Below are 25,204 nucleotides of genomic sequence, written 5' to 3'. Positions count from 1 at the left end.
GGACGAAGGGCCTACTGTCCGGCCTCGGCGCCCCGCTGGGCAAGCATGTCGGCCATCAGGTCGATCTCCGCCCGCTGCCCGTCCACCATCGTCCGCGCCAGCCGTACGAGCTTGTCATCGCCGGCCGTCTTCACCGCGCCGCGCGCCATGTCGATGCCGCCCTGGTGGTGGGCGGTCATCAGCCGCAGGTAGAGGATCTCGGCGTCCTTGCCGGTGGCCTTGCGCAGCTGGTCGAGCTGCGTGTTGGTGGCCATGCCGGGCATGAGCGAGCCGTCCTTGGCTTCGTACATCGCCCCGTGGCCCATCCACGTCATCGGCGCCCGGGTGGAGGTCTTGTTCAGCCCCCAGCTCTCCAGCCAGCCCAGCAGCATGCCGCGCTGGTTGGCCTGGGTGTTGATGACGTCGTACGCGAGCGTGCGCACCGCCTCGTCGTCGGTGCGGTCACGGACGATGAACGACATCTCCACCGCCTGCTGGTGGTGCACCGCCATGTCCCGGGAGAACCCGGCCTCCACCGACCGGTCGCCGGGCGTGGCTGCGTTCGCCGTGCCCTCCACCGCACGCCACCCCACAAGGAGGGCGGCTGCCAGCACGACCACGATGCCCACGGTGATCAGTACGGGCGTGCGGCGGGTGATGCCGGTACTCATGCCATCTTCCCGCCCGTGCAGGCGGCGCCCGGCTCCGGGGTCTGCTCGCCCTGCACGTACTTGGTCAGGAACTTCTCCACCCGCGGGTCCGAGGCCGCATCGACGCTCAGCTGCTTGCCCCAGGCGGACAGGGTGATCGGGGAGGACTGTCCGGCGAACGGGCTCATCAGCGTGTACGGGGTCTTCTTCACGCGTTCCTTGAGGGTGCTGACGTCCGTGGCGGCGGCCTTGTCGGTGTAGGTGATCCAGACCGCGCCGTGTTCGAGGGAGTGCACGGCGTTGGTCTCGTCGATCTCCTTGTCGTACACGTCGCCGTTGCAGTTCGCCCAGACGGGGTTGTGGTCACCGCCCACCCCCCGGGGACATCTTGTAGTCGACCGGGGTGGTGACGTGGTTCTGGGTCAGCTCCTTGAAGGACTTCACACCCTCGACCGGGGCGGCGGCCGCCGCCTCCTTGGCGTCTTCCTTCTTCTGGGCGTCCTGGACGAAGTACCAGCTGCCGACGGTGACGGCGGCGACGATGACGCCGCTGAGCGTCCAGGTGATGATCCGGTTGCGGCGCTCCCGTGCCGCCTCGGCGCGGCGCATTTCCTCTATCTTCGCGCGGCGGGCCTCGCGCTGTGCCTTGGCTCCGGCAGATCCCATGACATGCTCCCTACTGGCCACCACGCGGGAAACGGCGTGGTGGTGCGCTTCAAACGGTCGGTGGCCTGCACACCCGGGACACGGGGGCAGGAAGGATCGGCGGGCACGGCCATGAAGCACCCGGCCGTGCGGCTGCCCGTCCTAGACCCGCTGAACCTGGAGCTGGTGGATGCCGGGGGCGTGGACGCGAACACCCGGTGCTCCTCGGGCGGAAAGGGACTGCGGCGCCCAGAGCGCGGCGGTCACGTCCACCGCCCGGGGCGAGGGCACCGCCACCGGGGAAACGGTGCTCGTGGCAGCCCCCGCAGCAGGGTGACAGCGCGCATCCCCGGGCCCGTGTTCCGTATCGGGACACACGTGTCCGTCGACCCGCTCGATCGCCGCGGTGCTCATCACGGCGCCCGGCACGGGCGTGGCGGCGGAGAACGCATCACCGGCGGCATGGGTGCACACCGGAAGCACCCACACCAGCACAACAGCGAACAGAGCGGCCCAGCGCAGCACAAGAGAAGGGGCCGCGGCTCTGGCCGCGCCCCGGAAACCCTCGTGCCGGTTGCTCATCGCGCAGATCGTAGCCAAGCCGCGCCAGAGCTGGGGAGCGGGCGCCCTCGCGGGCAACCCCGAAGGGGTTGATTCACGGTTTCCTGAATCCAGGATTCTATGTATCGTCGAGGGGTGCTGACCATCGCCTCCGACATCGACGCGCTGGCCCGGTTCGGACGCGCGCTCGCCGACCCGATCCGCTGCCGCATCCTGCTCGCCCTTCACAAGGCCCCCGCCCACCCGGCCGACCTGGCTGAACAGCTGGCTATATCCCGTACCCGGCTGTCGAACCACCTCGCCTGCCTGCGCGACTGCGGCATCGTCGTCGCCGTCCCCGAAGGCCGGCGCGTGCGCTACGAACTGGCTGACGCCCGCCTCGGCCACGCCCTGGACGACCTGCGCGGCGCCGTTTTGGCCGTCGAGGCCGACCGCACCTGCCCGGACGCCGACGAGAAGGACTGCTGCTGATGGCCCTGCAGGTATCCCTCGGCCCTGCCGCGCAGCGCCGCGCCCAACTGGCCCGGCGCATACGGCTGCTCGTCGCCGCCACCATCGCCTACAACGTGATCGAGGCGATCGTCGCGATCACCGCGGGCACGATCGCCTCCTCCACCGCGCTCATCGGCTTCGGCCTTGACTCGGTCGTCGAGGTCTCCTCCGCAGCCGCCGTCGCCTGGCAGTTCTCCGCCGCCGACCACGCCGTCCGCGAGGCGCGGGAGAAGACCGCACTGCGGATCATCGCGGCGTCCTTCTTCGCGCTCGCCGCCTACGTCACGGTGGACTCGGTGCGGGCCCTCACCGGCACTGGCGAGGCCCAGCACTCCACCCCCGGCATCGTGCTGGCCGCCTTGTCCCTCGCCGTGATGCCGTTCCTGTCGGCGGCCCAGCGCCGCGCCGGCCGCGAACTGGGCTCCGCCTCGGCGGTCGCGGACTCCAAGCAGACCCTGCTGTGTACCTACCTGTCCGCGGTCCTGCTGGCCGGGCTGCTCGCCAACTCCCTGTTCGGCTGGACCTGGGCTGACCCGATCGCCGCCCTGGTGATCGCCGCCGTCGCCGTCAAGGAGGGCCGCGAGGCATGGCGCGGTGACACCTGCTGCGCGGTGCCGATCGGCGCCGACGCGCAGGCCGAGCGAGGCGGGTGCGGTTCGGGCTGCACCTGCTGCGCCCCGGACGGGAAAGAGGGCGCGCGGTGACCGGTTGGGCCTGGGTGGCACTCGCGCTGTACGCGGTGTGGCTGGCCGCCGCCTTCGGCATCCGTACGCTCATCCAGCGTCGCCGCACCGGCGACAGCGGCTTCCGCGGCCTGTCCGGCACTCCCGGCTCGGCCGCCTGGTGGGCCGGAGTGCTCTTCGTCGCGGCACTGCTCGGCGCCTTCGCCGCACCCGCGGCCACCCTGGCGGGCATGCCGGTCCTGGTTCAGGATGCTCCGGCGGTGCACGGCGCCGGTATGGCGGTCGCGGTGCTCGGCATTGTCGGCACACTGATCGCTCAGCGGGCCATGGGAGCGTCCTGGCGCGTGGGCGTGGACGCTGACGAGCGCACCGCACTCGTCAGCGACGGCGCCTTCGCCCGCGTACGCAACCCGATCTTCACGGCCATGGCCGTCACCGGCCTCGGACTCACCCTCATGGTGCCGAACATCCTCGCGCTGGCCGCGCTCGCCGCCCTGGTCACCGCCGTCGAGCTGCAGGTGCGCGTGGTCGAGGAGCCCTACCTCAGCGCGGTGCACGGCCCCGCCTACGCGGCCTACGCCGCAACGGCGGGCCGCTTCCTGCCCGGCCTCGGACGACAGCGGGCAGCCGGGACGGACGTCCATCCCTAGTCCACGCCCCGAAGGCGAGGGAAAGGCCGGGCAGCTGCGGTGGCGTACCGGCCGCCACCGCCGACGCGCACCGGGGCACGTTACAGCGGACCGGACGCCGCAGCGACACCGGGGCATTGGCGGGTCAGCCGCTCCGTTCCTCCTCCGTCAGCAGGGCGGCGACGGCGCCATGTCCGTCGCCGCCCCTGTGCCGACACCGCGTCACCGTGGGCGGCAGATCCGCGCGGACATGACCTGCTGTCAGGCGAGCTGTCGTGCCCGCGAATCGGTCGGCACTGATGCCGAACGCCGCCGGAGGTACTAGCGGACCTGGACGAACACCGGATTCGAGTAAAACCACAGGTCGTCCCACGGGCTCTCCAGCCCGTCGGCGAGCGGCTCGGCCTCGTCGGTGCTCGTGCCGCGGACGCGCGCGTAGAGGTCGGTCTCGACGTTGCGCAGGGTGTACCTGATGACGTATTCGTGCCCCTGCCTGCGCCAGTCGCGGGGACCGAACCGGGCCACGACCTTCGTGGTGGGGTTGGTGTCGGAGTCGAGGTCGGCGCTCGGACCCGTGACCTGTCCGACGATCAGGTCGACGCGCCGGACCTCCGGGTGGTCACCGTTGGCGTTCCGCCCCGCCAGCGGCCGGAACCTGATCTCGATGTCGACATCGGTACGGCTGCGGCGGCTCACGGTGAGGGTCTCACCCATGGCCGCGCTGCGGCGCTGACCGCTCGCGGTGAGGTCGAGGCTGGTGATCAGGTCGCCCGTGCCGACCCAGATGCGGCCGCCTCGCAGCCCGTCCATGATGTCGGCGTAGTCCTGCCTGGCCAGCACGTAGGTCTTGCTGTACTCGCCGGGCCAGAAGTCGGAGCCGCCCCGCGTCCAGTGCACGTGCGAGTCCGAGGTCGCGGTGATCCACCAGCGCCGACCCTCACCCAGCAGCGCGTCCCACAGCCCGCCGACACGAGCCGTCATCTGGTCGAAGCCGCCGTGGGTGGGGTAGTTGCCGTAACCGCCGCGCGCCTTGGCGTTGAGCGGGCCGGCCTGGTGGCCGGGGGCTCCCTCGAAGCCGACGTAGATGTCCGGTGCGACGTTGTTGCCGTTGCGGAACTCGCGCGGCGTGTCCTGCCCGTAGACGCCGAGACCGGTGGCCGAGCGCGAGGTGTGGTGGGCGATCACCAGCGGCTTGTTCCGCATGTCCTTCGCGGTCTTCAGGAACTCGATCATCTTGGCCTCGGTGTCGCGGCCCGGATCGGTGGGGAAGGCGTCACGCTTGGCGAAGCGGCTCTCCAGCTCGTACAGCTGCTGTGCCTCGTCCTTGTGGTGAGGGATCATCAGCGTGTGGTGGTCCAGGGCCGGAGCGTCGAACTCCATTCCCCAGAACTGCAGGACGTCGGGTACGAGTTGACGGGAAAGCAGGAGGTCCGGATACGCCTGCTCCAGGTTCACCTTCGAGTGCGTCGGGCCGCCGTGGTCGGTGCACATGGCCCAGGTGAGGCCGAAGTGCTTCGCCATGATGGCGTTGGTGACGATCGGGTACACCGCGTCGGCGCCCTTGTGGAAGGTGGGCGGATTGGTCGACGTGTCGAAGGAGCCGCTGTACTCGGAGTGCACGTGGTGATCTCCCGCGCGCCACACTCTGCCGCGGGAGCCGCCGCCGTGTCTGCGGTCGTCACCGGCGTCCGCTGCCGCGGGACTTGCCGCTGCCAGCGGGCTCGCGGCGACGAACGTCGCCCCCACTCCCGCGTACTTGACCAACTGGCGCCGGGAGACTCCCGAAGCCGCGCCATCCTCGACGTTCTTGTCCTTCACCGGAAAGCCCTTCGTTCAACGGTCGCGAGCATGCCTGGTCGGCAAGTCTCGAAGCGCACACTGAACGCGGCGTGAACAAGGAGGGGAGCAACGCGAACGAGGACACGGCTGCACTGGAGGTGTTCGGCGGCTGACCGCACGGTGACGCGACGTCGGCCGGCCGCTTCGTGAGAAGGGTTCAGGACTCGACGGCGGATTCAGCCGCACGGCGCAGGCGAGCGTCCGGAAGATCCGCCGCCGTGCCTGTGAGCCGTCGTAACCGGCCGAGCGACCCGATGCCCCCACCGAACCGAGAGCGGCGTGCCCCGCACCGCCATACCGGGCAGTCCCCCAGCTCGCTGCCACAAACCGACAGGCCCCGGCTCTCACCGTCCGAGCCGCCTCCTGCACCACCCTGGGGCCGATGTGCACGAGAGAACGGGAGGCACCCGTGGATGCCGTGGGCGGCCCCGGTCCGGGTGCGGGAGAGAGCTGTGAGGGCTTGACCTTCGAGTCGGGTCGAAGGTTTACGGTCTGTGACATGACGAGCTACCGCATCTCGCAGCTGGCCGAACGCTCCGGCGTGCCGACCACGACACTGCGCTTCTACGAGGACGCCGGACTCCTGACGGCTGACCGCACGCCGGCCGGGTACCGCGTGTACGGCGAGGACGCGGTGGAGCGGTTGGCGTTCATCTCCTCGGCGAAGCTCCTGGGCCTGGCACTGGAGGAGATCCGCGAGCTGTTGGAGGTGCGCGAGGAAGGGGTGTGCGCCTCGGTACGGGCACGGATGCTGCCGCTGGTGGCCGGGCGGATCACGGAGACCGACGGGCGGATCGCGGAGCTGCGGGCGTTCGCCGCCCGTCTCGCCGGTGTCCATGCCGACCTGTGCGGCCCCGCCCCGGCCGGTGCATGCGGGGCGGACTGCGGCTGCACCACCACTGCCGCTCCCGGGCCGGTTCCGGTCCAGCTGTCACGGACACCTCCCGCACCCGAGCCGGACCTTGAAGCCTGGCGCCGTGCCCCGGTGGCCTGCACCCTGGGCGGCGCCGAGCTGGGCGAGCGCACCGAGCAGTGGCAGACCCTGATCGGCAGGGCCGAGCGGCGCGAGACGATCCCGGACGGACTGCGGTTGGTCTTCCCGGCCGGTGCCGACCTCGCGGCCGAGGTCGCGGCCCTCGCGGCGGCGGAGCAGAGCTGCTGCGCGTTCTTCGACTTCACCCTGCGCCTTGCCCCCGATGCCCTCCAGCTGGATGTCCGCGCGCCGCAGAGCGCCGCCGGCATGCTGGCCGACCTGTTCGGAGTGACCGTATGACCGCCTCCTCCTCGCCCCGCCCGTCTCGTGGCCGGGGTGTCCTCGGCGCCGGTACGGCCGCAGTCGCCGCCTGTGCGGTGTGCTGCACGGGCCCGCTCCTCTCCGTCCTCGGCGGGGTTGGCTTTGCCTCGGCGGTCGGGGCGTTGTGGATGCCCGTCCTCGCGGTGCTGGCTGTGGCCTCCGGTCTCGGCGTGCTGCTGATTCGGAGCCGACGCCGGAATGCGGCCTGCCGCACGGCCCCGGCTCGCGCCGACCTCGGCATGCCCACCATCGGCCCGGCTCCGGACCGGTTCGAGACGGCGCAGACCGAGCACTGAGCCGCTGTCCCGCCAGGGCGGGGCGGCTTCCCCGGTCGGGTGGTCTGTGAGGATGGGGGTGGGGCCGCCGCCGGGCGGCCCTCGGTGGGTACGAAGGAGCAGTTCGGGTGTCGCAGCAGGGGCCGCAGGGCCTGGTCGAGCGGATGGAACACCACCAGGTCGCGATCTACCTGGCGGCGATGGCCGCGGGAGCCCTGCTGGGCTGGGCCGCCCCGGCGGCCGGCCCGGGCCTGGAGCACGCGATCAATCCGGTGCTCGGTGCGCTGCTGTTCGTCACCTTCCTCCAGGTCCCGGCGGCCGAGCTGGTCCGCTCGCTGCGCGACGGCCGGTTCCTGTCCGCCGCGCTGGCGGTGAACTTCGTGGTGGTACCGCTCGTGGTCGCCGCGATGTTCGCGTTCCTGCCCGCCGACCAGGCCGTACGGCTCGGGGTCCTGCTGGTGCTGCTGTGCCCGTGCGTGGACTACGTGATCGTCTTCTCCGGCCTGGCCGACGGCTCCAGCCGTCGTCTGCTGGCCGCCACCCCGCTGCTGCTCGTCACGCAGATGGCGCTGCTGCCGGTGTTCCTGTACCTGTTCATGGGCTCGGAGCTGGCCGACATCGTCGAGGCCGGGCCCTTCCTTGAGGCGTTCCTGGTCCTCATCGTCTTCCCGCTGGCCCTGGCATGGGCCCTGCAGGCGTGGGCCGCGCGCCGCCCGGCCGGACAGAAGGTCTCCGACGCGGCGACCACCACGATGGTGTCGCTGATGGCCGCCACCCTGCTCGTCGTGGTCGCCTCCCAGATCCCCCGGCTCGACGACAGCCTCGGCGACGTTGTGGCGGTCGTCCCGTTCTACGTCGTCTTCCTGGTCGCCATGGCGATCGCCGGCAAGGCCGTGGCCCGTCTCTTCCGCCTGGACGCCCCGGCCGGCCGCGCGATCGTCTTCTCCGGCGCCACCCGCAACTCCCTCGTCGTCTTGCCGCTCGCCCTGGCGCTGCCTGATGCCCTGGCCGTCGCCGCCGTCGTCGTGGTCACCCAGACCCTGGTCGAGGTGATCGGCATGGTCACCTACGTCCGCCTGGTTCCCCGGCTGGTCCCCGAAAGGCGCCCTGCCACCATTGCCTGACTCGACCGGGGGTGAATCTCCCGAGCCGGCGCCGGGGCATCAAGCTCGCCAGCAAGGCCCTGCGCTGTCGAAACTCTCATGAGCAAAGCCAGCCGACGTGTTCCCGTCCGCATCCACCTCCTGACCCGTCCACCTCTGCTGACACAGGCCGGCGGGGTGTTCCCATTGCTGCAGGGCCGGAATGCCGCATTCGCGCCGCAGGCCGCTGAGGATGCGTCATGATGGTCCGGACATGTCGGCTCATCAGGCACTCGCTCGCACCGCAAGCGGCACCACCGGCCGCGCGATCGGTGTCGCCACGGCCGGTGTCGCCCTGGCCGCGGGGCTGCACCATGCGACGACGGACGCGTCCTGTCATGGCCTGCCCTGGCGCTGGCGGTCACGGTCCTCACGGGGTGCGCCTACCCCGTACTGCGGGGCGGGGCGAGCGGCAGAAGAGCCTTCGCTCTCGCCGCCGTACAGTCCCTCCTGCCGCTCCGGCTGGAATTCACCGACACCGAGATTCCGTCTCCCGCGCTGGACAGCCACCTGCGGCTGCCGCCCGCCGTTCACCAAGCACCGCTCTGGGCTGCCCGAAGCGGCCCCGTCTCCGACACCGTCCATGCAGTTCTGCGTGCTGATGAGCCTTACGTCCCGCAGGACCCCGGAGAGGAGAACGGCCTCCTCGACCTGCTCACCTCGGCACAGTGGATCCTCGCCATCGCCGCCGGCCTGATCGCGACCGTCCTGCTGGCTGGCCAGCTGTGGCCGCGCAGACGCAGGGACCGCGAGGAGGAGGGGGAGCAGCGCGAGGAGTCGACGTAGCCGGCGCTTGCCCGCTTGCACCTCATGACGCCCCCTGGAGCCGAAAGACAGGCAGCACCCCTGGTCGCCGAGGCGCTGCCCAGAGGCGGTGCTCAGGCGCTCGGCGCGGTAGTGGCTTCGAGCTCTGGTTCCGCCGCGTCGCTCAGGCCGAGGCGGAGGTGCTCGACGTGGTAGATGGCCTGGTCGATGAGTTCGGCGACGTGGTTGTCGTAGAGGGAGTACACCACCGAGCGGCCGTTGCGGGTACCGACGACCAGACCGAGATTGCGACAGCAGGCGCAGCTGGTGGGAGCAAGCGGACTGTTCCATGCCGACCTCTGCGGCCACTCGGTCGCGGGCAGTGGGCCTTCGTGCCGGCGGGCGTGTGATGGGGCCCGACTCCGTTCTGCCGTCCACCGTGAAGGGTCCCGTGTCGATGTCTTCACTCTCACCCGTCCGGCGCCGCCCGCCGCCGCGCGCGAAGCGGTGGCGTCCCGCCGCCGCACCCGGATCCTCGCCCTGCCCGAAGCCCGCTGGGCGGCCGCGGCGCTGGCGCTGTTCCTCATCGTGCTGCCGCTGTACCTGGCCGGGGCGCCGGTCTGGACGTGGGGCCCGCTCTTCGCGGCCGTCTACGCCACCGGCGGCTGGGAGCCGGGCTGGGCCGGGCTCCAGGCACTGCGGGAGAAAACTCTGGACGTGGACCTGCTGATGGTGGTCGCCCCACTCGGGGCGGCGGCGATCGGGCAGGTCCTGGACGGCGCGCTGCTGATTGTCATCTTCGCCACCTCCGGCGCACTGGAGGCGATCGCCACCGCTCGCACCGCCGACTCCGTGCGCGGCCCGCTCGACCTCGCCCCCGCCACCCGGCTCACCGACGACGGCAGAGGAGACCGTGCCGACCGGCCAACTGGCCGTGGGTGAAGTCGTTCTGGTGCGACCCGGTGAGCGGATCGGCGCCGACGGCCGGGTGCTGGACGGGGCCAGCGAGGTCGACCAGGCCACCATCACCGGCGAACCACTGCCCGTGGCCAAGCAGGAGGGCGACGAAGTGTTCGCCAGCACCCTGAACGGCATCGGCGCGCTGCGGGTGAAGGTCGAACGTGACCCGTCCGACTCGGTGATCGCCCGGATCGTGGCCATGGTCGAGGAAGCCTCCGAGACAGTGGACGGCTTCGCCTCCACCCCGGGCTCCGGCGTGAGCGCGACGGTGGAAGGCTGTACCCTCGCGGTCGGCAGTCCCACCCGCGTCCTGGACGGCCACACCGGCCAGCCGGCCATCCCGGTGGCCGTCGGCCTGGAGGAGGACGGGCGGACCGCCGGGCTGGTCGCCCTCGACGGCACTCCGGTGGGTGTTCTGGGCATCGCCGACGGGAGCAGGCCGGGCGGAAGGTGCTGGTGGTGGGCGACGGCGTCAACGACGCCCCCGCCCTGGCTGCCGCCCACACCGGCATCGCCATGGGCCGCGCCGGATCCGACCTCCCCTGGAGACCGCCGACGCCGTCGTCGTACGCGACGAACTGGCCACCATCCCCACCGTCGAGCACCTCTCGCGCCAGGCGCGCCGCCTGATCCTTCGGAACTCGCTCATCGCCGCGGTGTTCATCAGCGGGCCGGTCATCTGGGACCTGGTTGGCACGCTGCCGCTGGGCGTCGCGGGGCACGAGGGCTCCACCGTCATCGTCGGCCTCAACGGCCTGCGCCTGCTGGCCGACGACGCCTGGCGCCGCGCCCGTGCAGGGGCGAGCCGTCGCACCCGCAGGACCGGCTCGGCCGCAGTGGTCAGGCTGGCCCGCAGCGTGATCATCTGTGTCGTGGCCGCTGCTGCGGCTCACAATAACCGCAGTCCGGCCTCTGCGTTCGTCCGTTCCGCTCACGGGGCTTCTGGCTCGGTTGGTTTGACGTCGGGTGGGTAGCCCTTGGCGCGAAGGAATGCGTCGAGCGCTATCGCGACGATGTCGCCGTGTTGGACACCGTGGTCCGCGTGGTAGCGACGGATGCGCCGTTGGAGTTGGAGAGCGTCGGGAACGGCGTAGTTGATCTGCCCGCGACTGGTATGGCGGCCATTGATGACCTCCAGTGTGTCCGGATGAGGCGTCAACGGGTCGTCAGTCAGGTCGGATTGCGCTTCGAGAGCGTCAGCGAGTTCGCGCAGCTGACGGGCGTGGCGCGAGAGATCGGGCATGGGGTACTCCAGTCCGGCCCACTAGTCGACTAGCTAGCCGCCTAGTGGACTAGTGGAATAGTCGGGGGGACGGGTGTCCGCGAACGGGAGAAGCGTTCGCGGACACCCTGAGAGATGAACGCCGCGTCAGAAGCCGCGGGCGCTGAGCCACTCGTCCAGCGCGACCGAGACGATGTCGCCGATGGGCAGGTGGTCCAGTTCGTTGTCCAGCGCGAAGCGCTTGATCCGCTTCTTCAGCTTCAGCGCCGCGGGAACCGACGAGTCGAGGCTTTCGCGCGCGATGATCCGCTGGTTGAGAACGACGGAGACCTCGGGAACGTCCTTGGGACGGCCGGGACCGTGCGCATACGGCGTCCCCTCGCTGGGCGCCTCCTGCGATCGAGTGTCCTGTTCCTGGTGAGCCCCCACACCATCGGTCCTCACCGGGAACGCCGTACCGCCTGCCACCGGGGGAACGGCCGGGCGAATGGCCACCTCGGCGGCCGGAGCCGCACCAGCAGCCGCGGACGTGCCGTGAGACAGGCCATGCTGCGCAGCAGGTCCTGTCGGCTGCGTGGGCTGGAGCGCAGGTGCGGCGGGCTCGGGAGCGGGGGCCACAGACGTCACCTGCCGCTCCATTGGCTCCGAAGCGGATTCCGCCCCCGTCTGGCTGGACGTTGGCGCCGCTTCGGGCGCTGCTTCGATCCGGCCTAGCGCCGACGCCTCGACGTGGACGGTGAAAGGAGCGGACTGACCATCCGGCGAATCGGTGGGATCGCCTGGGTCCTGGGTTGTGGCTTGTTCGGCGGCGTACTGCTCGGGGGTGAGCTCGGCGGCCGGGGGAGGGGGCGGCGGGGTCGCCTTCTTGGCCCCGCCGCCGAGGGTGCGGCCGGTGCGGCGGGCTGGGGGTTTCATGCGCTCGCTCATGCCGTGAGCTCCTTCATCAGTTCGGCGTACTCGCTCAGTTCGGTGGGGATCTCGCCGAAGGCCTCCATGTAGTGCACCCAGGAGTGGATGGTCGTCTCGGCAAGCGGGAACGGCTCGTCACGGTCCGGGCCGATGCCCTCACCCTCGGCGGGCTGAAGCAGCTTGTCCTTCGCGTTGCGGGGCAGGCTGGTGCGGTCGTCGGCCTTCACGAGGACCACGTGGGCGGTGACGTCGCGCTCGTTGCGGGCAGCGGCGCGCTCGGCCTCGTCGAAGGTGGCCACGAGCTTGCGGCGCTCGATCTTGGTGGGGGCGACCGGCACGAGCAGCAGGTTCGCCTCGGTAACAGCCTCGTGGAAGATGCGGGAGCTGCCGCCCCCGGCGTCGACCACGATCGCGCCGAACTCGGCGCGGATGTACTCGGCGATGTCGTCGAACGGGTACCGCTCGACCACCAGGTTCTCGGGGATTTCGAAGCCGGCGGCCTGGGCGACCTTGAACCAGTCGTAGGCGGACTGGCTGGTGGCGTCGGCGTCCAGCAGCAGCGTCGGCAGCTCCAGGACGACGGCGTAGTAGAGGGCGATGAACCAGGCCGAGGTGGTCTTGCCGGTGCCGCCCTTGAGCATGCCGACGACGATGACGAAGGCGTCCCAGGCGTGGGCTGTGGCCGCCGCGAGGGTCTTGATACGGGTGTTCTCGTTCACGTGTGCTTGATCTCCTGAAACTGGAAAGAGTGCGTTGACTTGGCGGGGTCGTCGACGGCGTCGACGCTTGCTCGTGGGCTGGCCTGATTGCCTGCGGGCGAGCGGGGGTGCCCTAGCCGCGCAACCGAGGCAGGGATGGCGGATGGGCGGGTCGTTGAGCCGAGCGGCACGTCGGGGGATGCCTGCGAGGACGGGAGTCCTCATGGCCGCCTCCTTGGGTCGCGGGTCGGGCCGTGGTTGTGCTGGGGCCGCATGTGGGTGCCCGCTTGGTGCAGGAGTCGGTAGACGGTGGCGACCGAGTAGTTGCACTCCTTGGCGAGGTCCGGGACCGTGGCGCCGGCGTCGTAGCGCATCCGCAGGGACAGCGCGAGCTTCTGCCGCTCGGCGGCCCGCGCTGCGGCGCGCATCCGCATCGTCTGCTGCGTGGTGCGCACGGCGCCGCCGGCCTCGATCAGCAGCCGCCGGGCAGCACGCCTCGTTTCTCCTGCGGACGCAGCGAGTTCGGTGAGGGTGGCACCGTGCTCCTCGTACAGGGAGCGCAGATGGACGGCGAGACGCTGGCGCGCCTGCGGGTTCTGGCGCATCCGACGGGTCTGCCACGACGTGCGCATCTCGGTCCCGGCGTCGTGCAGCCGGTTGAGGACCGTGCCGTACGACAGCCCACTGTCGGCGACGAGTTCGTCGACCGTGGCACCGGACTCGTACTGCTCGCCGCGGAGTCGTTCCACTCGGTCTTCAAGGTCGAGTACATCCACCGGCGCACCTTCGCCACCCGCGCCGAGGCGAGGCTGAAGACCGCCACATGGATCGCGGACTTCTACAACACGAAACGCCGTCACAGCGCGGCCGGCGGGAAACCACCCGTCGAGTTCGAACGGATCATCCAGGAAACGCGAGCGCGGACCGATCAGGAAGGCCGGACCGCATAACCAACGTCTCTACGCAACCAGGGGATTGACAAGAACGCACCATGGCCTGGCTCGCCGGCTGCCGGCGTCTGCACCGACGCTACGAGCGCAAAGCCAGCCATTTCCTCGCCTTCACCAGACATTGCCTGCACCCTCATCTGCTACCGCAGACTCACAAATTGAGATGATGTCTTAGGCCGCTTTCGATTCCCACCGTGGCGGACCGGGTGGTGATGACGGCCGCGAAGCTGGTGCTTGAGCCGGTGTTCGAAGCCGACTTCACCGAGGCGAGCTACGGATTCCGGCCGAAACGGTCCGCGATCGACGCCTGCGAAGCTGTGCGCGTCGCGGCTTCCGCACGCGGTGCCACGGCGACAGGGAGGGCACTTGACCAGGCCGAAACTGCATGAGCCCGACCAGGGATCCGAATGATCAAAGACTCGACGTCTCGGCTGTCGGCCGGTTCCGGCATACTCCGCGGCATGTCGACTGCCGATATCACCCTCGACGAGTGGCTCCACTTCGACCAAAGGGCGGCTGCAGCCACCGCCGAGGCAACCGCTCGACAGGTAGGCGGTGTCGTCACGTCCGTCCACCTCCACGAATTCGCCGGACGAACCGCCTACAACGCGATCGTCGAGGTCAACGGGAGACCATTCGCCTTCGTCCCCGGCGGACACCCCCAGCTCGGCTTCGACCCCGAATCCTGGACGCCGACCGACGAAGAGGTCCTGTCCTATCTCGGTAGCTACCGAGCGTTGGACCTGTTCCCCGAGTACGCCGACCTTGAGCCGGATGACCGGGCTGAGGCCCGCGTCCACCAGACCGACAGCACTGTCGAGGAGATCCGCGAGCACATCGCCGCGATCACCTCGCGCCCCCATACCGCGCATTTGAAGGCGTTCCTCGCTGCAACGCACGCTGACGAGACTGGCATGAGTGAAGTTCCCCTCGACCACCCGATCATCACCGCGCTCATCCAGCGGTGGAAGCCGGGATACCAGGAACTCGTCGACGATCTCATCCTGCCCGAAACCGACACGGGCACCCACGGCCGAGTCCGCTTCGACCCAGACGGAAGACCCACGGCGGCGTGGCTCGCGGCCCACACGACCTACGACACGATCACCGATGAGCTGGCACGGACCGGCCGACGCCTGCCTACTCCCGATGAATGGGAACACGCCTACGCATTCGGCGCACGAAGCCTGTTCCCCTGGGGCGACCGCATGCCGACCCGATGGCTCGAAGACGACAACACCCTTGTCATGCCCGACGGCGTCCGCGTCGCCACAGCATCGCCGACGCTATCAGGACTGCACATGGCCCAGAACTCCTACAAGTGGGAGCTGACCGCCGACCGCCGCGAGGTCCGCGGCGCCGACTGCGGCGGTGCCGAATGCGGCGGCGAACCCTGGTTCGCCAAGTGGTTGATTCAAGCGAACTCCTATCGCGACCCCGAACAGGACGACTTCGTCGCGCAGCGCCCGCACACCCGCGGCACCCTCGTCAGGCCTGTCATCCCGCTGGATTGATGGCGGTAGTCGGCCGGCCCCCAAACGAAGCCAGAATTTGTTCAGGCCTCCACTTCAGATGCCCGGTCGCACCGAAAACAACAAGTCAGATCACAACCGAGCTGAATACGCCGGAATCCGGCCCCTGACCGTGGTGCTGAGCCACGCGTGGTTCGCTCCTGTCGGGCCGATCGTGCTGCGACCGGCCCGACAGGAGGAGGCGACCCCGGGGGATCAACCGTGATCTACAGATCCCACTGCTGGTGGTGGCCGCTGTTGCAGTCCCACTGCTGAATCCGGGCGCCGTCGGCCATGGAGGCGTCGGTCACGTCGAGGCACTTGCCGGAGTGACGCGCGACGAACTGGACGTAGCCGCCGGTGCCGCTCACCCGCCACTGCTGGTTGGCCCCGCCGTTGCAGGCGTACTGGATGATCCCCGCGCCGTTGGCCGTCGACGCCGAGGTGACGTCCAGGCACTTGGCCGAGTGCTGCGCGACGAGGCGGTAGTAGCCGTCACCGGTGCCCTGCAGTCGCCACCGCTGGTTGGCGTGGCCGTTGCAGGTCCACTGGATGACCTCGGCACCATCCGCGGTCGACGCGCCCGTGACATCCATGCACTTGCTGGAGTGGCGCACGGGGAGATCCGTGGTCAGGACTCGGTCGAGACCGTTGACACCCGCACGCAGGTCGGCATAGGCGCTGTCGACCGCGGCCTGCGTCGCCGAGCCGTCGCCCAGCACCGTCTCGGCCGCTGTCAGGGCCGTCGAGAACTCCTGCCAGCCGGCCGAGTGGTCCGACTGCTTCTCGCCGGCGAAGTCGTACGTCAGCGCGTACAGGTCCGACTTGTCGACGGCGTCTCTCAGCGTGAAGTAGTCGAAGCCGAACTGGTACCCGCTGGACGCGGCGTTCTTGCCGGTCACGGTGAACCGCAGCGTGACGCTGGACGCGCCGCCGAAGGCGAGGTCGCCGACGACCGCCTCCCGCCACTGCGAGCCATCGGCGTACATGTCGAGCGGCTTGCCGACGTCGGTGCCGCCCACCGACGCCTGGGCGATGCCGCGGCCCGTCGAGGTGCGGTACCCGACGGCGAGCTCATACGAGTCGAGTTCCTGCGACGGCCGGGGGACCGTGAACTCGACGTAGTCGCCCGTGCCGGTGCCGAGCACCTTGATCCAGGCGCCGTTGCTCGCACCGTCGTCCCACTGCTGCAGACCGACGTTCGAGGCCGGGGACAGGCTCTCGGCCTCCTGGGTGGCCGAGAAGCTCGAATCGGTGAACGGGACGTCCGGTCCGGCCGCCGGAATCGCCGCGTTGGTCACGACCCGCACCGCGCCGTACGCGGGGACGTCGAAGGTGATGGTGCGGTCGGCCCACGACCACTTGACGTCGCCGCTCTTCACCCACGTCGACCCGTCGTAGCGTCCCGACTCGACGGACGCGATGCCGTACCGCCCGATGCCGTGCAGCGAGTAGGTCGCGTCGTCCGAGCTGAGCAGGGCGATCTCGTCATCGGCCCGCTCCACCACGACGCCGACGCCGTCCGCCGGGGTGTGGTAGTCGACCCCGATCGCGCGCACCGTGGTCTTCGCGGACGCCCCCAGGTCCGAGAGCGGGTTGAGGAACTGCAGCTTCGTCCCGCCGGCGGCCTCGGCCTGCTTGGACGCCAGGTCGCCCGCGGCCTTCAGGAGCATGTGGTTGGTGTCCCTGACCTCCTGCATGTAGGAGCCGCGCGGGACCGGGGTGTAGTCGCCGTTCGCCGCGTCCTTGGGCACGTAGAGGTTGTGGCCGTCGGGACCGTAGTAGTCGTAGACGTTGTAGAACGCGCCGCCGGCCAGCGAGGCGAGGAGGAGATTGGCCGAGTTCTGGTAGTCGCCACCGTTCTCATTGATCATCGGCAGGTTGCTGCCGGTGGAGTACAGGCCTTCGTGACCGAAGCGGTACAGCCTGCCCTCGTCCCTCGAGTACGGGTCGAGCCCGATGAAATCGAGGCTCGTGCCGTGGTTCTGGCGCATCAGCTCGTTGTACTCGACGCCGAACGCGTCCGTGCAGTTGCAGTTGTTCACGCGCGTCCACACCGGGTAGTCCGATTCCTTGACGGCGTTGGAGAGATTGACGGTGAACTCCCACATCGTGCGGTCGACGAAGTCCCCGACCGAGGCGAATCGGTCCAGAGCACCCCAGGTCTCAGGGTTGTGCCAGTGGGTGCGCTTCGATCCGTGGAAATTCTGGACGCTCGGCTCGTTCGACACCTGAACACCGATCAGCGTCTTCTTGTCGCCGTTGGCCGCGTTGTACTCCGCGACATGGTCCATGGTCGCCTTAAGGGCCGTGTACTCCTGGCTCCTGGTCCTCAGGTCGTTCTTGTCCATGTGGTACCAGTAGACGCCGTACTTCGGGTCGTCGATCTTCTTGAGCACCGGCTGACGTACGCCGTCCGCGTTGATGTACTGGTTCTTGTGGTTGCGGAAGACATAGGTCGGGACCCGGTTGTCGAGGGTCGCGCCGGTGCTGTCGGATCCGTACCAGAGAAACTCCAGCTTGATCTCCGCGGCCTCGGCCCAGCCGATCACCTTGTCGAGGTAAGAGAAGTCGTAGCGCTGCTGGTTGGAGAGGAACAGCTGCGGGGGCTCGGCTCCCAGCGCGCCGTCGATGGTGCCGCCGACGGCCAGATCGGTGTCGGTCGTCGGCGTGGCCTGGAGGATGAAGCTGACGGTTTTGTCCGGGCTGTTCGCGATGAAGTCCGAGACGTCGAAGTCGTAGGCCTGCTTGTCCCCCATCTGGTCCCAGGAGGGGCTGCTGTCCACCAGGACGTAGTCTTCGCCCTCCGTCCCGGTGATGGCGTGGCCGTTGTGGTTGGGGGCGCCCTCGTCCCAGGTCATGGTCGCGGCATCCCAGCTGTCATCGGTGATGCCGTACAGCTTGGCCGTGAACGGGAGGTCGCCGATCGCGTCCGCGTTGAGGTTGACGCGGACCTTCGCGGCGTTGATCTCCGCCTCGGTGTAGCCGGAGAAGTCGAACTTCAGGTAGGTCAGCTGCTTCTCCTCCTCGACGCCCCGCTGGTATCCGATCTTGCTGGAGGGACTGTCGGCGAAGTTGGTGCGGCTGTACTGCCCGCCCCGGATGTAGGTCGATTCGACCGGTGAGAACACCCTGTCGGGCTGCACCTCCGCCCACCACAGGGGTACGTTCACGACGGTGAAGCCGTCGTCCTTGATCTTGTGGAACAGCGCTGCGATCTCCTGCTCGGAGAGCCCCCACGCGTCGCGCAGCTTGTCGATCCTCAGCTGCGTGCCGTTGTAGAAGAACGGCTCCCCGTCGACGTTCAGGGTGATGCGATCCGAGGCGGTCTTCGCGGTGTCGGCCTCGGAGACCGGCGTCACGGTGGGCGTCGACGGCTGAAGGGTGTCGTCGATCGCCGGAAAATCGGCCGCGGCGGCGGGCGCCGCGAGGGCGAGGCCGGTCCCGACGAGAGATGTGGCCATGAGCGCCAGGGCCGCGAGGCCCGCGGTTCTCCGCCTCCGCCTGTGCCTGAGCGTGATGCTCATCGTGCGTTCCTTTCGCTGTGCTCGGTTGCCTGTCGATGAGTTGAGGCCGATTCGGGCCCGGTTGGACGTCATCCCCTTCGTTCAGCGCGGCGGGCTGAAGACGGCCCGCTCGCGAAGTGGCCGGCCGTACCGGCCGGCGATGACCGGCGCTCGCTCCTGTCGGGCCGAACGCGCTGCGATCCGGCTCGACAGGAGGAGGTGGTGGTCTCGATGGTCAACTCGCGGGCGCGTACTCGTTGTGCCACCGCCGGGCCCGGGTGCCGCCGCGCCGGCATCCGAACGGCGCGTCACATCACCGCAGGGCACAGGCTCTGAGACCGCTCAGAGGCTCCACTGCTGGTTCTGGCCGCCCGAGCAGGTCCGCTGGATGAGCCTGGCCCTGTCGGCGGTCGAGGCGTTCTCCACGGTCAGGCACTTCCCGGAGTGGCGGGCGACGATCTCGACGTAGCCGCTGCCGGCATCGCGCAGCTCCCACTGCTGGTTGTTGTGGCGGTGGCAGGTCCACTGGATGATCGCGGCCCCATCGTCCGTCGAGGCGCTGCTCACGTCCAGGCACTTCGCGGAGTGGCGGGCGACGATCTGGTAGTAGCCGAACCCGACGCTCTGCACCTGCCACTGCTGGTTGTCGCCGCCCCAGCAGCTCCACTGCTGCACGGCGGCTCCGTCGGCGGTCGAGGAACTGACCACGTCGGCGCACTTGCCCGAGTGCCGTGCCTGCACCGGTGCCCCGCCGGCGAGCTCAACCAGCCGGGCAGTGAGCACCGGCACGTAGAACTCGGTGACGCCGGCGATGTTCGGGTGTGTGCCACTGCCGTCGCTGCCCGGGTAGCCGTTCACGAGGTTGTCGAACGTGTACGCCGCCCGCTGAGCATCGTCGCGGGTGTCCAAGGTCGCGTCCGCGAAGAGATCGGCGACCGCGACGCCCCACTTGTCGGCGGCCTGCAGGGTGATGTCACGCACGGCGAGCTGGGTGTCCCAGTCTCGCGATCCCAGCTTGTGGACGGCCACGTAAACGAGTTGGGCGTCAGGCCACTTCTCCTGCATGGCCTGGATGGTGGTCTCGAGCGATCCGGCGAAGGTGCTGGTGTCGAAATCCGCGGGATCCTTGGAGCTGCTGATGGCGCCCATCGCGTAGCCCGGGTCGTCGAGGAGCGCGATCTCGTCGTTCGTACCACCGTCGAAGACCACGAAATCGGGCGACGCCGAGCCGGCTTGCTTCACCTGAGTGAGGATCTTCCCACTGGGGTCACCGGATACCGGCCCCACCCTCGCGCCGTTGACCGCGTACTTCGACAGCGTCATGTCTTCACGTTCGGCGAGGAAGTTCATGAAGCCGCGCGGGTACTTGTGTCCGTAGACGATGCTGTCGCCGAAGGCGTAGACGGACGAGCCCGCGAGGGAACCGTTGGCAGCGTAATCGGGCCGGTCCAGCCGGAAGTTGTCGATCGACTGCGTGCCGGTTCCGTAGTAGTTGCAAGCGGCGAGCCGCGCGAGGCCTCTCCCCGTGACGCTCCCGGTACCGGACGCCATCACTCGCGGGGCGGGTTCCTTGCTGGTGATCGAATACTGGACCGTGCCGAGGACGAAGTCCATGTGCAGATCGACCGTGTACCACTTGCTCCGGTCGAAACCGGTCTTGATCCAGTCGGGGTTGAGTGAATCAGGGGCGGAGGTGGAGTCCGAGTCGGGTCCCGTCACGGCATAGCGAAGTTCGGAGCCGGTCGCGGCAATCGCGAAGATGAGGCGTCCGTTGTCGTCACGCAGTTCCGTGCCGGTCTTCATACCGTCGCTGGCGATCGCCGTCTTCCAGTCGAAGCGCAGATCGAGCGTCCTCTCGCGCGGGATTTGCGGCGGGAACTCGCTCACAGACGTTGTGTAGTTGCTCATGTTCTCCGTGACGTTCAGGACGCCGTTGCCGATGCTGGCTCCGGTGGGGAAACCGAAGTTCGCAGGATCGGTCTGAGCGTCAAACGTCTCATTGATCAGCGTTGTACTCGGGGGTTCGGCGGCCGAGGCGGTGGGAGGCATGAGGAAGGCTGAGAAGAGCAGGACTCCGGCGACGAGCAGGCCGGCCCACGTTCGGGGCCTTGAGCCTCTTCTGCCTATGACGGTATCCACGTTGATCTCCCTTGATCTCACGGTGATGTCGACCGGTGCCTGGCGAGGAGAGGAGAATCCTGGCCGTGGCGTCAACAGAGAGTTGAGTTGATCTTCGGAGGCGCCCGCCGCCCTCGGTGGCGTAACTCGACCACGTCAAGCGTGTGCCGTGCGGAAGTCCTCGATGGGCTCCGGCTCAAGCGAAGTTGAGAGTGGGGGAGGCGCCACAGAAGGGCGCTAATGGCGCTGACGTGACGCCGACGACCACCACCCGGAGTTTTCGCCGCGCAGCGCAATGAACGAGGTCGCACCGCAGTGACATCATCGCTGTAGCCGACCCTCCCTCGTAGCAGCAGTGCGACCACGGTGACGGTGGTTCTGTACCGGGACAGATGTGATGCCCGGCAACTGCACAGGCAACGTAGTGATCGATCACCAAGAGGGTCAAGGTGTCTGCATGTGATCGTTCACCTTTTTGGATGTCGCCCCTCGTTGAAGCTGCATCGGGGAGAGTGCGGCAGCGGCGAGCTTCCGGGATGCCCTAGGGCCTCGCCGGGCCGGTCGACTCGCGCAGTACGAGGCGTGAGTCGAGGTCCAGGTGGAGTTCCGGCTCCGCCTCCTGGCGGATGCGGGTGAGCAGGGCCTTCATGGCCTGCTGGCCCATGGCCTCGCGGTCGAGGTCCACGGTGGAGATGGAGGGGTTGAAGTACGCGGTGAACTCCTGGTTGTCCCAGCCGAAGACGCTCATGTCCTGCGGGACCCGCCACCCGCGGTCCTGGAACCCGCGGATGACGCCCATGGCGACGTCGTCGTTGGCGGCGAGAACCGCGGTGACGCCGGAATCCGCCGACAGCCCCTGGGCCGCGTCGTATCCGGACCGCACCGATCAGTCGCCGTCGATGACGGCGTAGTTCTCCAGACCGCGCTCGGCGATCGCGCGCAGATAGACCTCGCGTCGCTTGCGTGCCGACAACTCGGTCCTCAAGGTCGAGTACGTCCACCGGCATACCTTCGTCACCCGCGCCGAGGCGAGGCTGAAGACCGCCACATGGATCGCGGACTTCAACAACACGAAACGCCGTCACAGCGCGGCCGGCGGGAAACCACCCGTCGAATTCGAACGGATCATCCAGGAAGCGCGAGCCCGGACCGATCAGGAAGGCCGGGCCGCATAACCAACGTCTCTACGCAACCAGGGGATTGACACTCATCACGTCCCTCCGCCGCAGCCACAGTGACGCGACGCGTGATCGCCCGGACAGGTCTAGCGCGCCACGCGGTGGCGGAGGTAGACGACGCTAGAGCTGAAGGTGCGGGTCTCGACGAGTTCGAGATCCAACCGGCGCTCGCGCTGGGGAGAGAACGGAATGCCACCGCCAACCAGCACCGGGTAGACCATGGCCCGGTACTCGTCGATCAGGCCCGACCCGGCCGCCTCGGCGGCGAGAGTCGCGCCGCCGATCGCGATGTCGCCCTCCCCCGGTTCGGCTCGCAGCCGCTCGATCTCCTCCGCCAGGCCGCCGGAGGCCAGGCGGGCATTGCCCTGCACCGCCGACAGCGTGGTGGAGAACACCACCTTCGGGAGCGGCTTCCAGATCGCGGCCCACTCGAGCTGTGAGTCGTCGAGCGATGGATCCTGGTCGGCGGTCTCCCAGTACAGCATCGTCTCGTACAGCCGTCGTCCCCACAGGTGGACGCCGACCTCTCGAATCTTGTCGTTCCAGAAGCGAAAGACCTCCTCGTCGGGCGCCGTCCAGTCGAAGTCGCCGTCCGGCCCGACGATGACACCGTGTCGGTGTCAGCGGCGACCTTGTCCAGCAAGGCGATGCCGGCGGCGTCGTCGTGTGCGGATGCGGCCGGCACCATTCCCGCGATCACCAGATCGAGAACATCAACTGCCAGGCCGCGCTTGCGGCCCAGGACTTTTTTACCGCGTCCCTTCCGATGGTGTCGGCCGGTACCCTGACGGCCGCGTGCAGGCTCTGGGTAGAGCACCACCAGGCTCGGGCCGGCCTTGTGCCCCCGGCTCTCGCGGACCTGCCGGCGCAGCAGGTCGTGGGGGAGGCAGTCCCACTGGCAGCCGGTACGGGACTGGTAGAGCAGGGCGTTGACGATCTCCCACATCTCGTAGGCGCCCTGGTGGCCGCTGACGGAGGGATGCTGAGTTTTCCAGGAGGCGATGACGGGCTCGATCAGGGCCCACCGCTCGTCGGACAAGTCGCTCTTGTAGGCCGGCGGTCGCTCACGAAAAACACTCCAGCACGACAGCACTCCCCGAGCGAGGCCGCGGAAGGCTTGGCGTGTCCTACGGACTGCGTCCGTCGCGTCAGCTCGGCTTGAGGATGATCGCCTGGCCGCCCGCGGGAGCCATCGCCACGTTCAGCGTGGTGGCCGAGGTGACCGTCCGGGTGCTGACCACGACCGGCGTCTGGTAGGCGCTGGTGCCCGGGGTGCCGTCGGCGTAGACGGTCGCCGTGTATGTTCCGCCGCCCAGGAACGTCAGCGGGAGCGACAGGGTCCGGGACGTCTCGTTGGTCATCGCCCCGACGTACCAGGTGTCGCCGTGGCGGCGGGCGACGGCGGCGTACTGGCCGATCGATCCGGCGAGGGCGCGGCTCTCGTCCCAGGTGGTGGGGATGGCGTCGAACCATGGCAGCCCCGGCCAGTTGGACGTGTTGGCGAACCTGGACGGCGAGTCGTACCAGTACAGGAAGTTCAGCGGCTGGTAGAAGACCGCCGCCATGGCCATCTGGTGGACGTTGGTGGTCCGGTTCCGCGACTGGCCGTAGCAGATGGTGTAGTCCATCGGCCCGCCGATGTTGCGGGCGAACGGCAGGGTCACGTTGTGGCTCGCGGTCGGGAAGCGCTCGTTGCCGCGCACGCCCTCCATGGTGACCCAGTTCGGGTACGTCCGTTCGTAACCGAACGGCCGCACGTTGTCGTGCATGTCCATCAGCAGGTTGTACTTGGCCGCCGTCCTGACCCAGTTCGTGATCTGGTTCGTCATCGCCTGGGTGCCGTCGTTGACGAATCCGAGCTTGACGCCTTTGACGCCCCAGCTCTTGTAGACGCTGAACAGGCTGTCGGGGTTGGTGGCCGCTACGCGGTCGACGTAGAGGATGACGCCGATGCCCTTGCTCGTGGCGTAGGAGATCACCGAGGGCAGGTCGATGTCCGCTATCGGCTTTGTCGCGTCGGTGCCTCTGACATCGCCGTACCAGCCACCGTCGTACTCGATGAACTGCAGGCCGCGAGCCACGGCGAAGTCGACGCCCGCCATCCCGGCGGCGGTGGTCAGCTGTACACGGAAGGCCTTGCCGGGCTTGATCCACGAGGTGTCGGCCAACGCGCTCGCGGGGGCCAGGTTGAGCACCAGTTCGGCGTTGTCGACCAGTTCGGCGTGGGTGGAGCCGGTCACCACCGCCCGCCAGGGCGTGGCGAACGGCGTGGTGACCGTCGAGGTCGTCTGGACCCTGTCCGAACCGCGACCGGTGCGTTCCATCAGGTGGGCGGCGAGGGTGCCCGGCTGCCCGGACACGGAGCTGAGCATCAGCCGCGGGAAGTTGAGACGGGAGGATTCGCAGATGCAGGCGATCAGGCTGCCGCCGGTGTAGGTGGCGGTCAACGGCAGGTCGGTCAGTGGGCCGGTGTCCGTGGTCGAGGTGCCCGTGGAGGGGATCGATCCGGGCGCGACCGGGTTGTAGGGGTCCTCGTCACGCGCGCTGTAGACGAGGGTGCTGTCGGGGAAGACGAACGTGGTCAGCTCGTCGGCGATGGTGGCGGTGCCCTTGCCGAGCAGCACGTACCGGAAGGCGACGCCAGTCGGGTAGGCGCGGATCTGGACGCTGAAGTTGATCAGCGAGGCGGTGTCCTGGAGGTTCCATCGCATCTCCTGGTAATGGTCGCGAACGGTCGCGGTGCGGCCGTACACCGGAGTCCAGGTGTTGTCGATGGTCCAGTGCTGGTAGTTGGTGATCACCGTGCCGGCGGTGCCGAGCACCGTCCCGTCGCTCAGCTTGAGACCGAGAGCCGAAGTGCCGGCCACCGTCACGCCTCTTCGCTTCGCCGACCAGCTGAGCGCGCCCGAAGTCAGCGACATCGTGATGGTGTTGCTGCCGTCGGGGGCCGTCGCGGTGACCGAGGCGTCGGCTGCCGCGGCCGTCCCGGCGGCGCCGGCAGCCAGCGTCGTGGCTCCCATCGTGACGGCGGCGCCCTTGAGGAGTCCACGCCGCGAGAGCCGTCCCGGAGCGCCGGTCGACGACTGTTCGGGTATGGCGTGGCTCGCTGAATCCGTCATGACTCGTACACCTCTCCGTTGCATGCATGTCGATGTGAACACAGACAAAAAAGGTCAAACGTTCCTGATCGCAGGCGTGGCTGGGTATGCCCTGGAGTTC

General features: G+C 68.9%; 22 protein-coding genes and 5 pseudogenes. 12 read left to right on the top strand and 15 right to left on the bottom strand.

Annotated elements, in window-relative coordinates:
- Positions 1-11: 11 nt before the first annotated feature.
- The 3 genes and pseudogenes from AQJ91_RS37020 to AQJ91_RS37010 all read right to left on the bottom strand — a co-directional run bounded on the left by AQJ91_RS37020 (position 12) and on the right by AQJ91_RS37010 (position 1,856).
- Positions 12-650 (bottom strand): DUF305 domain-containing protein, encoded by a 639-nt coding sequence (locus AQJ91_RS37020; protein WP_067030677.1) that lies wholly within the window; start codon positions 648-650, stop codon positions 12-14.
- Positions 647-1,295, bottom strand: a pseudogene (locus AQJ91_RS37015) (DUF3105 domain-containing protein). The gene AQJ91_RS37020 and the pseudogene AQJ91_RS37015 overlap by 4 nt, the downstream one beginning before the upstream one ends.
- A gap of 141 nt (positions 1,296-1,436) precedes the next feature.
- The gene (locus AQJ91_RS37010; RefSeq protein ID WP_159054735.1) at positions 1,437-1,856 is read right to left on the bottom strand and encodes a hypothetical protein; all 420 of its coding nucleotides are present in this window, start codon (positions 1,854-1,856) and stop codon (positions 1,437-1,439) included.
- Between the two features lie 114 nt (positions 1,857-1,970).
- On the opposite strand from AQJ91_RS37010, the gene AQJ91_RS37005 reads away from it, so the two are divergent.
- From AQJ91_RS37005 to AQJ91_RS36995, 3 genes are read left to right on the top strand one after another with little or no spacing between them, the layout of a single operon-like run.
- The gene (locus AQJ91_RS37005) at positions 1,971-2,306 is read left to right on the top strand and encodes an ArsR/SmtB family transcription factor (protein WP_067030671.1); all 336 of its coding nucleotides are present in this window, start codon (positions 1,971-1,973) and stop codon (positions 2,304-2,306) included.
- Positions 2,306-3,031, top strand: coding sequence for a cation efflux transmembrane domain-containing protein (locus AQJ91_RS37000; protein WP_067030668.1), 726 nt, complete (start codon positions 2,306-2,308; stop codon positions 3,029-3,031). Before AQJ91_RS37005 ends, AQJ91_RS37000 begins: the two co-directional genes overlap by 1 nt.
- Positions 3,028-3,660 (top strand): methyltransferase family protein, encoded by a 633-nt coding sequence (locus tag AQJ91_RS36995; protein ID WP_067030666.1) that lies wholly within the window; start codon positions 3,028-3,030, stop codon positions 3,658-3,660. Before AQJ91_RS37000 ends, AQJ91_RS36995 begins: the two co-directional genes overlap by 4 nt.
- Before the next feature lie 300 nt (positions 3,661-3,960).
- Here the strand turns inward: AQJ91_RS36995 and AQJ91_RS36990 are convergent, their stop codons facing one another.
- A complete protein-coding gene (locus tag AQJ91_RS36990; protein WP_067030663.1) occupies positions 3,961-5,457 on the bottom strand; it encodes a CehA/McbA family metallohydrolase domain-containing protein in 1,497 nt (498 codons plus the stop codon).
- A 520-nt stretch (positions 5,458-5,977) separates the two neighbouring features.
- On the opposite strand from AQJ91_RS36990, the gene AQJ91_RS36985 reads away from it, so the two are divergent.
- The 3 genes from AQJ91_RS36985 to AQJ91_RS36975 all read left to right on the top strand — a co-directional run bounded on the left by AQJ91_RS36985 (position 5,978) and on the right by AQJ91_RS36975 (position 8,171).
- Positions 5,978-6,751, top strand: a complete 774-nt coding sequence (locus tag AQJ91_RS36985) for a heavy metal-responsive transcriptional regulator (RefSeq protein WP_067030660.1) — start codon at positions 5,978-5,980, stop codon at positions 6,749-6,751.
- Complete coding sequence (locus tag AQJ91_RS36980) at positions 6,748-7,068, top strand: hypothetical protein (protein ID WP_234383264.1); 321 nt, start codon at positions 6,748-6,750, stop codon at positions 7,066-7,068. The genes AQJ91_RS36985 and AQJ91_RS36980 overlap by 4 nt, the downstream gene beginning before the upstream one ends.
- A gap of 143 nt (positions 7,069-7,211) precedes the next feature.
- On the top strand, positions 7,212-8,171 hold the full coding sequence (locus AQJ91_RS36975; RefSeq protein ID WP_199848123.1) for a bile acid:sodium symporter: 960 nt from the start codon (positions 7,212-7,214) through the stop codon (positions 8,169-8,171).
- Between the two features lie 896 nt (positions 8,172-9,067).
- Here the strand turns inward: AQJ91_RS36975 and AQJ91_RS36965 are convergent.
- A pseudogene (locus AQJ91_RS36965) lies at positions 9,068-9,460 on the bottom strand (ArsR/SmtB family transcription factor).
- Here AQJ91_RS36965 and AQJ91_RS50815 point away from each other — a divergent pair.
- Positions 9,441-10,609, top strand: a pseudogene (locus tag AQJ91_RS50815) (P-type ATPase); the annotation flags it as partial. The pseudogenes AQJ91_RS36965 and AQJ91_RS50815 overlap by 20 nt on opposite strands.
- 215 nt (positions 10,610-10,824) lie before the next feature.
- Here AQJ91_RS50815 and AQJ91_RS50810 read toward each other — a convergent pair.
- The 4 genes from AQJ91_RS50810 to AQJ91_RS54025 form a co-directional block, all read right to left on the bottom strand.
- Positions 10,825-11,136 (bottom strand): hypothetical protein, encoded by a 312-nt coding sequence (locus AQJ91_RS50810; protein WP_079085506.1) that lies wholly within the window; start codon positions 11,134-11,136, stop codon positions 10,825-10,827.
- Positions 11,137-11,262: 126 nt separating this feature from the next.
- Positions 11,263-12,042 carry a hypothetical protein gene (locus AQJ91_RS54030; protein WP_159054734.1) on the bottom strand — a complete coding sequence of 260 codons (780 nt, stop codon included), beginning with the start codon at positions 12,040-12,042 and terminating at the stop codon, positions 11,263-11,265.
- Positions 12,039-12,743, bottom strand: a complete 705-nt coding sequence (locus AQJ91_RS36940) for a ParA family protein (RefSeq protein WP_067030638.1) — start codon at positions 12,741-12,743, stop codon at positions 12,039-12,041. The genes AQJ91_RS54030 and AQJ91_RS36940 overlap by 4 nt, the downstream gene beginning before the upstream one ends.
- 200 nt (positions 12,744-12,943) lie before the next feature.
- Positions 12,944-13,498: a helix-turn-helix domain-containing protein gene (locus tag AQJ91_RS54025; RefSeq protein ID WP_067030634.1), complete on the bottom strand. Its 555-nt coding sequence runs from the start codon at positions 13,496-13,498 to the stop codon at positions 12,944-12,946.
- On the opposite strand from AQJ91_RS54025, the gene AQJ91_RS56515 reads away from it, so the two are divergent.
- The 4 genes and pseudogenes from AQJ91_RS56515 (at position 13,448) to AQJ91_RS36920 (ending at position 15,186) form a co-directional block, all read left to right on the top strand.
- On the top strand, positions 13,448-13,672 hold the full coding sequence (locus tag AQJ91_RS56515; protein WP_067030831.1) for an integrase core domain-containing protein: 225 nt from the start codon (positions 13,448-13,450) through the stop codon (positions 13,670-13,672). The genes AQJ91_RS54025 and AQJ91_RS56515 overlap by 51 nt on opposite strands.
- Positions 13,673-13,704: 32 nt before the next feature.
- Positions 13,705-13,834, top strand: a pseudogene (locus AQJ91_RS50805) (IS5/IS1182 family transposase); the annotation flags it as partial.
- A gap of 32 nt (positions 13,835-13,866) precedes the next feature.
- Positions 13,867-14,061 carry a hypothetical protein gene (locus tag AQJ91_RS57555; RefSeq protein WP_067030631.1) on the top strand — a complete coding sequence of 65 codons (195 nt, stop codon included), beginning with the start codon at positions 13,867-13,869 and terminating at the stop codon, positions 14,059-14,061.
- Positions 14,062-14,133: 72 nt separating this feature from the next.
- Positions 14,134-15,186 carry a DUF885 domain-containing protein gene (locus AQJ91_RS36920; RefSeq protein WP_159054731.1) on the top strand — a complete coding sequence of 351 codons (1,053 nt, stop codon included), beginning with the start codon at positions 14,134-14,136 and terminating at the stop codon, positions 15,184-15,186.
- Positions 15,187-15,410: 224 nt separating this feature from the next.
- On the opposite strand, the gene AQJ91_RS36915 is transcribed toward AQJ91_RS36920, so the two are convergent.
- The 3 genes from AQJ91_RS36915 to AQJ91_RS36905 all read right to left on the bottom strand — a co-directional run bounded on the left by AQJ91_RS36915 (position 15,411) and on the right by AQJ91_RS36905 (position 21,690).
- On the bottom strand, positions 15,411-18,710 hold the full coding sequence (locus AQJ91_RS36915) for an RICIN domain-containing protein (RefSeq protein WP_067030625.1): 3,300 nt from the start codon (positions 18,708-18,710) through the stop codon (positions 15,411-15,413).
- A 321-nt stretch (positions 18,711-19,031) separates the two neighbouring features.
- The gene (locus tag AQJ91_RS54785; RefSeq protein ID WP_199848120.1) at positions 19,032-20,828 is read right to left on the bottom strand and encodes an RICIN domain-containing protein; all 1,797 of its coding nucleotides are present in this window, start codon (positions 20,826-20,828) and stop codon (positions 19,032-19,034) included.
- A 520-nt stretch (positions 20,829-21,348) separates the two neighbouring features.
- Positions 21,349-21,690: a substrate-binding domain-containing protein gene (locus AQJ91_RS36905; protein WP_067030619.1), complete on the bottom strand. Its 342-nt coding sequence runs from the start codon at positions 21,688-21,690 to the stop codon at positions 21,349-21,351.
- A gap of 76 nt (positions 21,691-21,766) precedes the next feature.
- Here AQJ91_RS36905 and AQJ91_RS58535 point away from each other — a divergent pair, with 76 nt between their 5' ends.
- Complete coding sequence (locus tag AQJ91_RS58535; protein ID WP_067030617.1) at positions 21,767-21,982, top strand: integrase core domain-containing protein; 216 nt, start codon at positions 21,767-21,769, stop codon at positions 21,980-21,982.
- 89 nt (positions 21,983-22,071) lie between these two features.
- Here AQJ91_RS58535 and AQJ91_RS36895 read toward each other — a convergent pair whose 3' ends face one another.
- From AQJ91_RS36895 to AQJ91_RS36890, 3 genes and pseudogenes are all read right to left on the bottom strand, one after another.
- Positions 22,072-22,590, bottom strand: a complete 519-nt coding sequence (locus AQJ91_RS36895) for a dihydrofolate reductase family protein (RefSeq protein WP_067030614.1) — start codon at positions 22,588-22,590, stop codon at positions 22,072-22,074.
- Positions 22,591-22,862: 272 nt separating this feature from the next.
- Positions 22,863-23,078 (bottom strand): annotated as a pseudogene (locus tag AQJ91_RS56500) (transposase); the annotation flags it as partial.
- Positions 23,079-23,133: 55 nt separating this feature from the next.
- Positions 23,134-25,104: a glycoside hydrolase family 97 protein gene (locus AQJ91_RS36890; RefSeq protein WP_079085504.1), complete on the bottom strand. Its 1,971-nt coding sequence runs from the start codon at positions 25,102-25,104 to the stop codon at positions 23,134-23,136.
- Positions 25,105-25,204: the final 100 nt, after the last annotated feature.

Origin of the sequence: Streptomyces dysideae (genome assembly GCF_001514305.1) — a bacterium.
GTDB lineage: Bacteria > Actinomycetota > Actinomycetes > Streptomycetales > Streptomycetaceae > Streptomyces > Streptomyces dysideae.
Note: the sequence above shows the minus strand (reverse complement) of the source record. Positions and strands in the feature narration are given on the sequence as shown.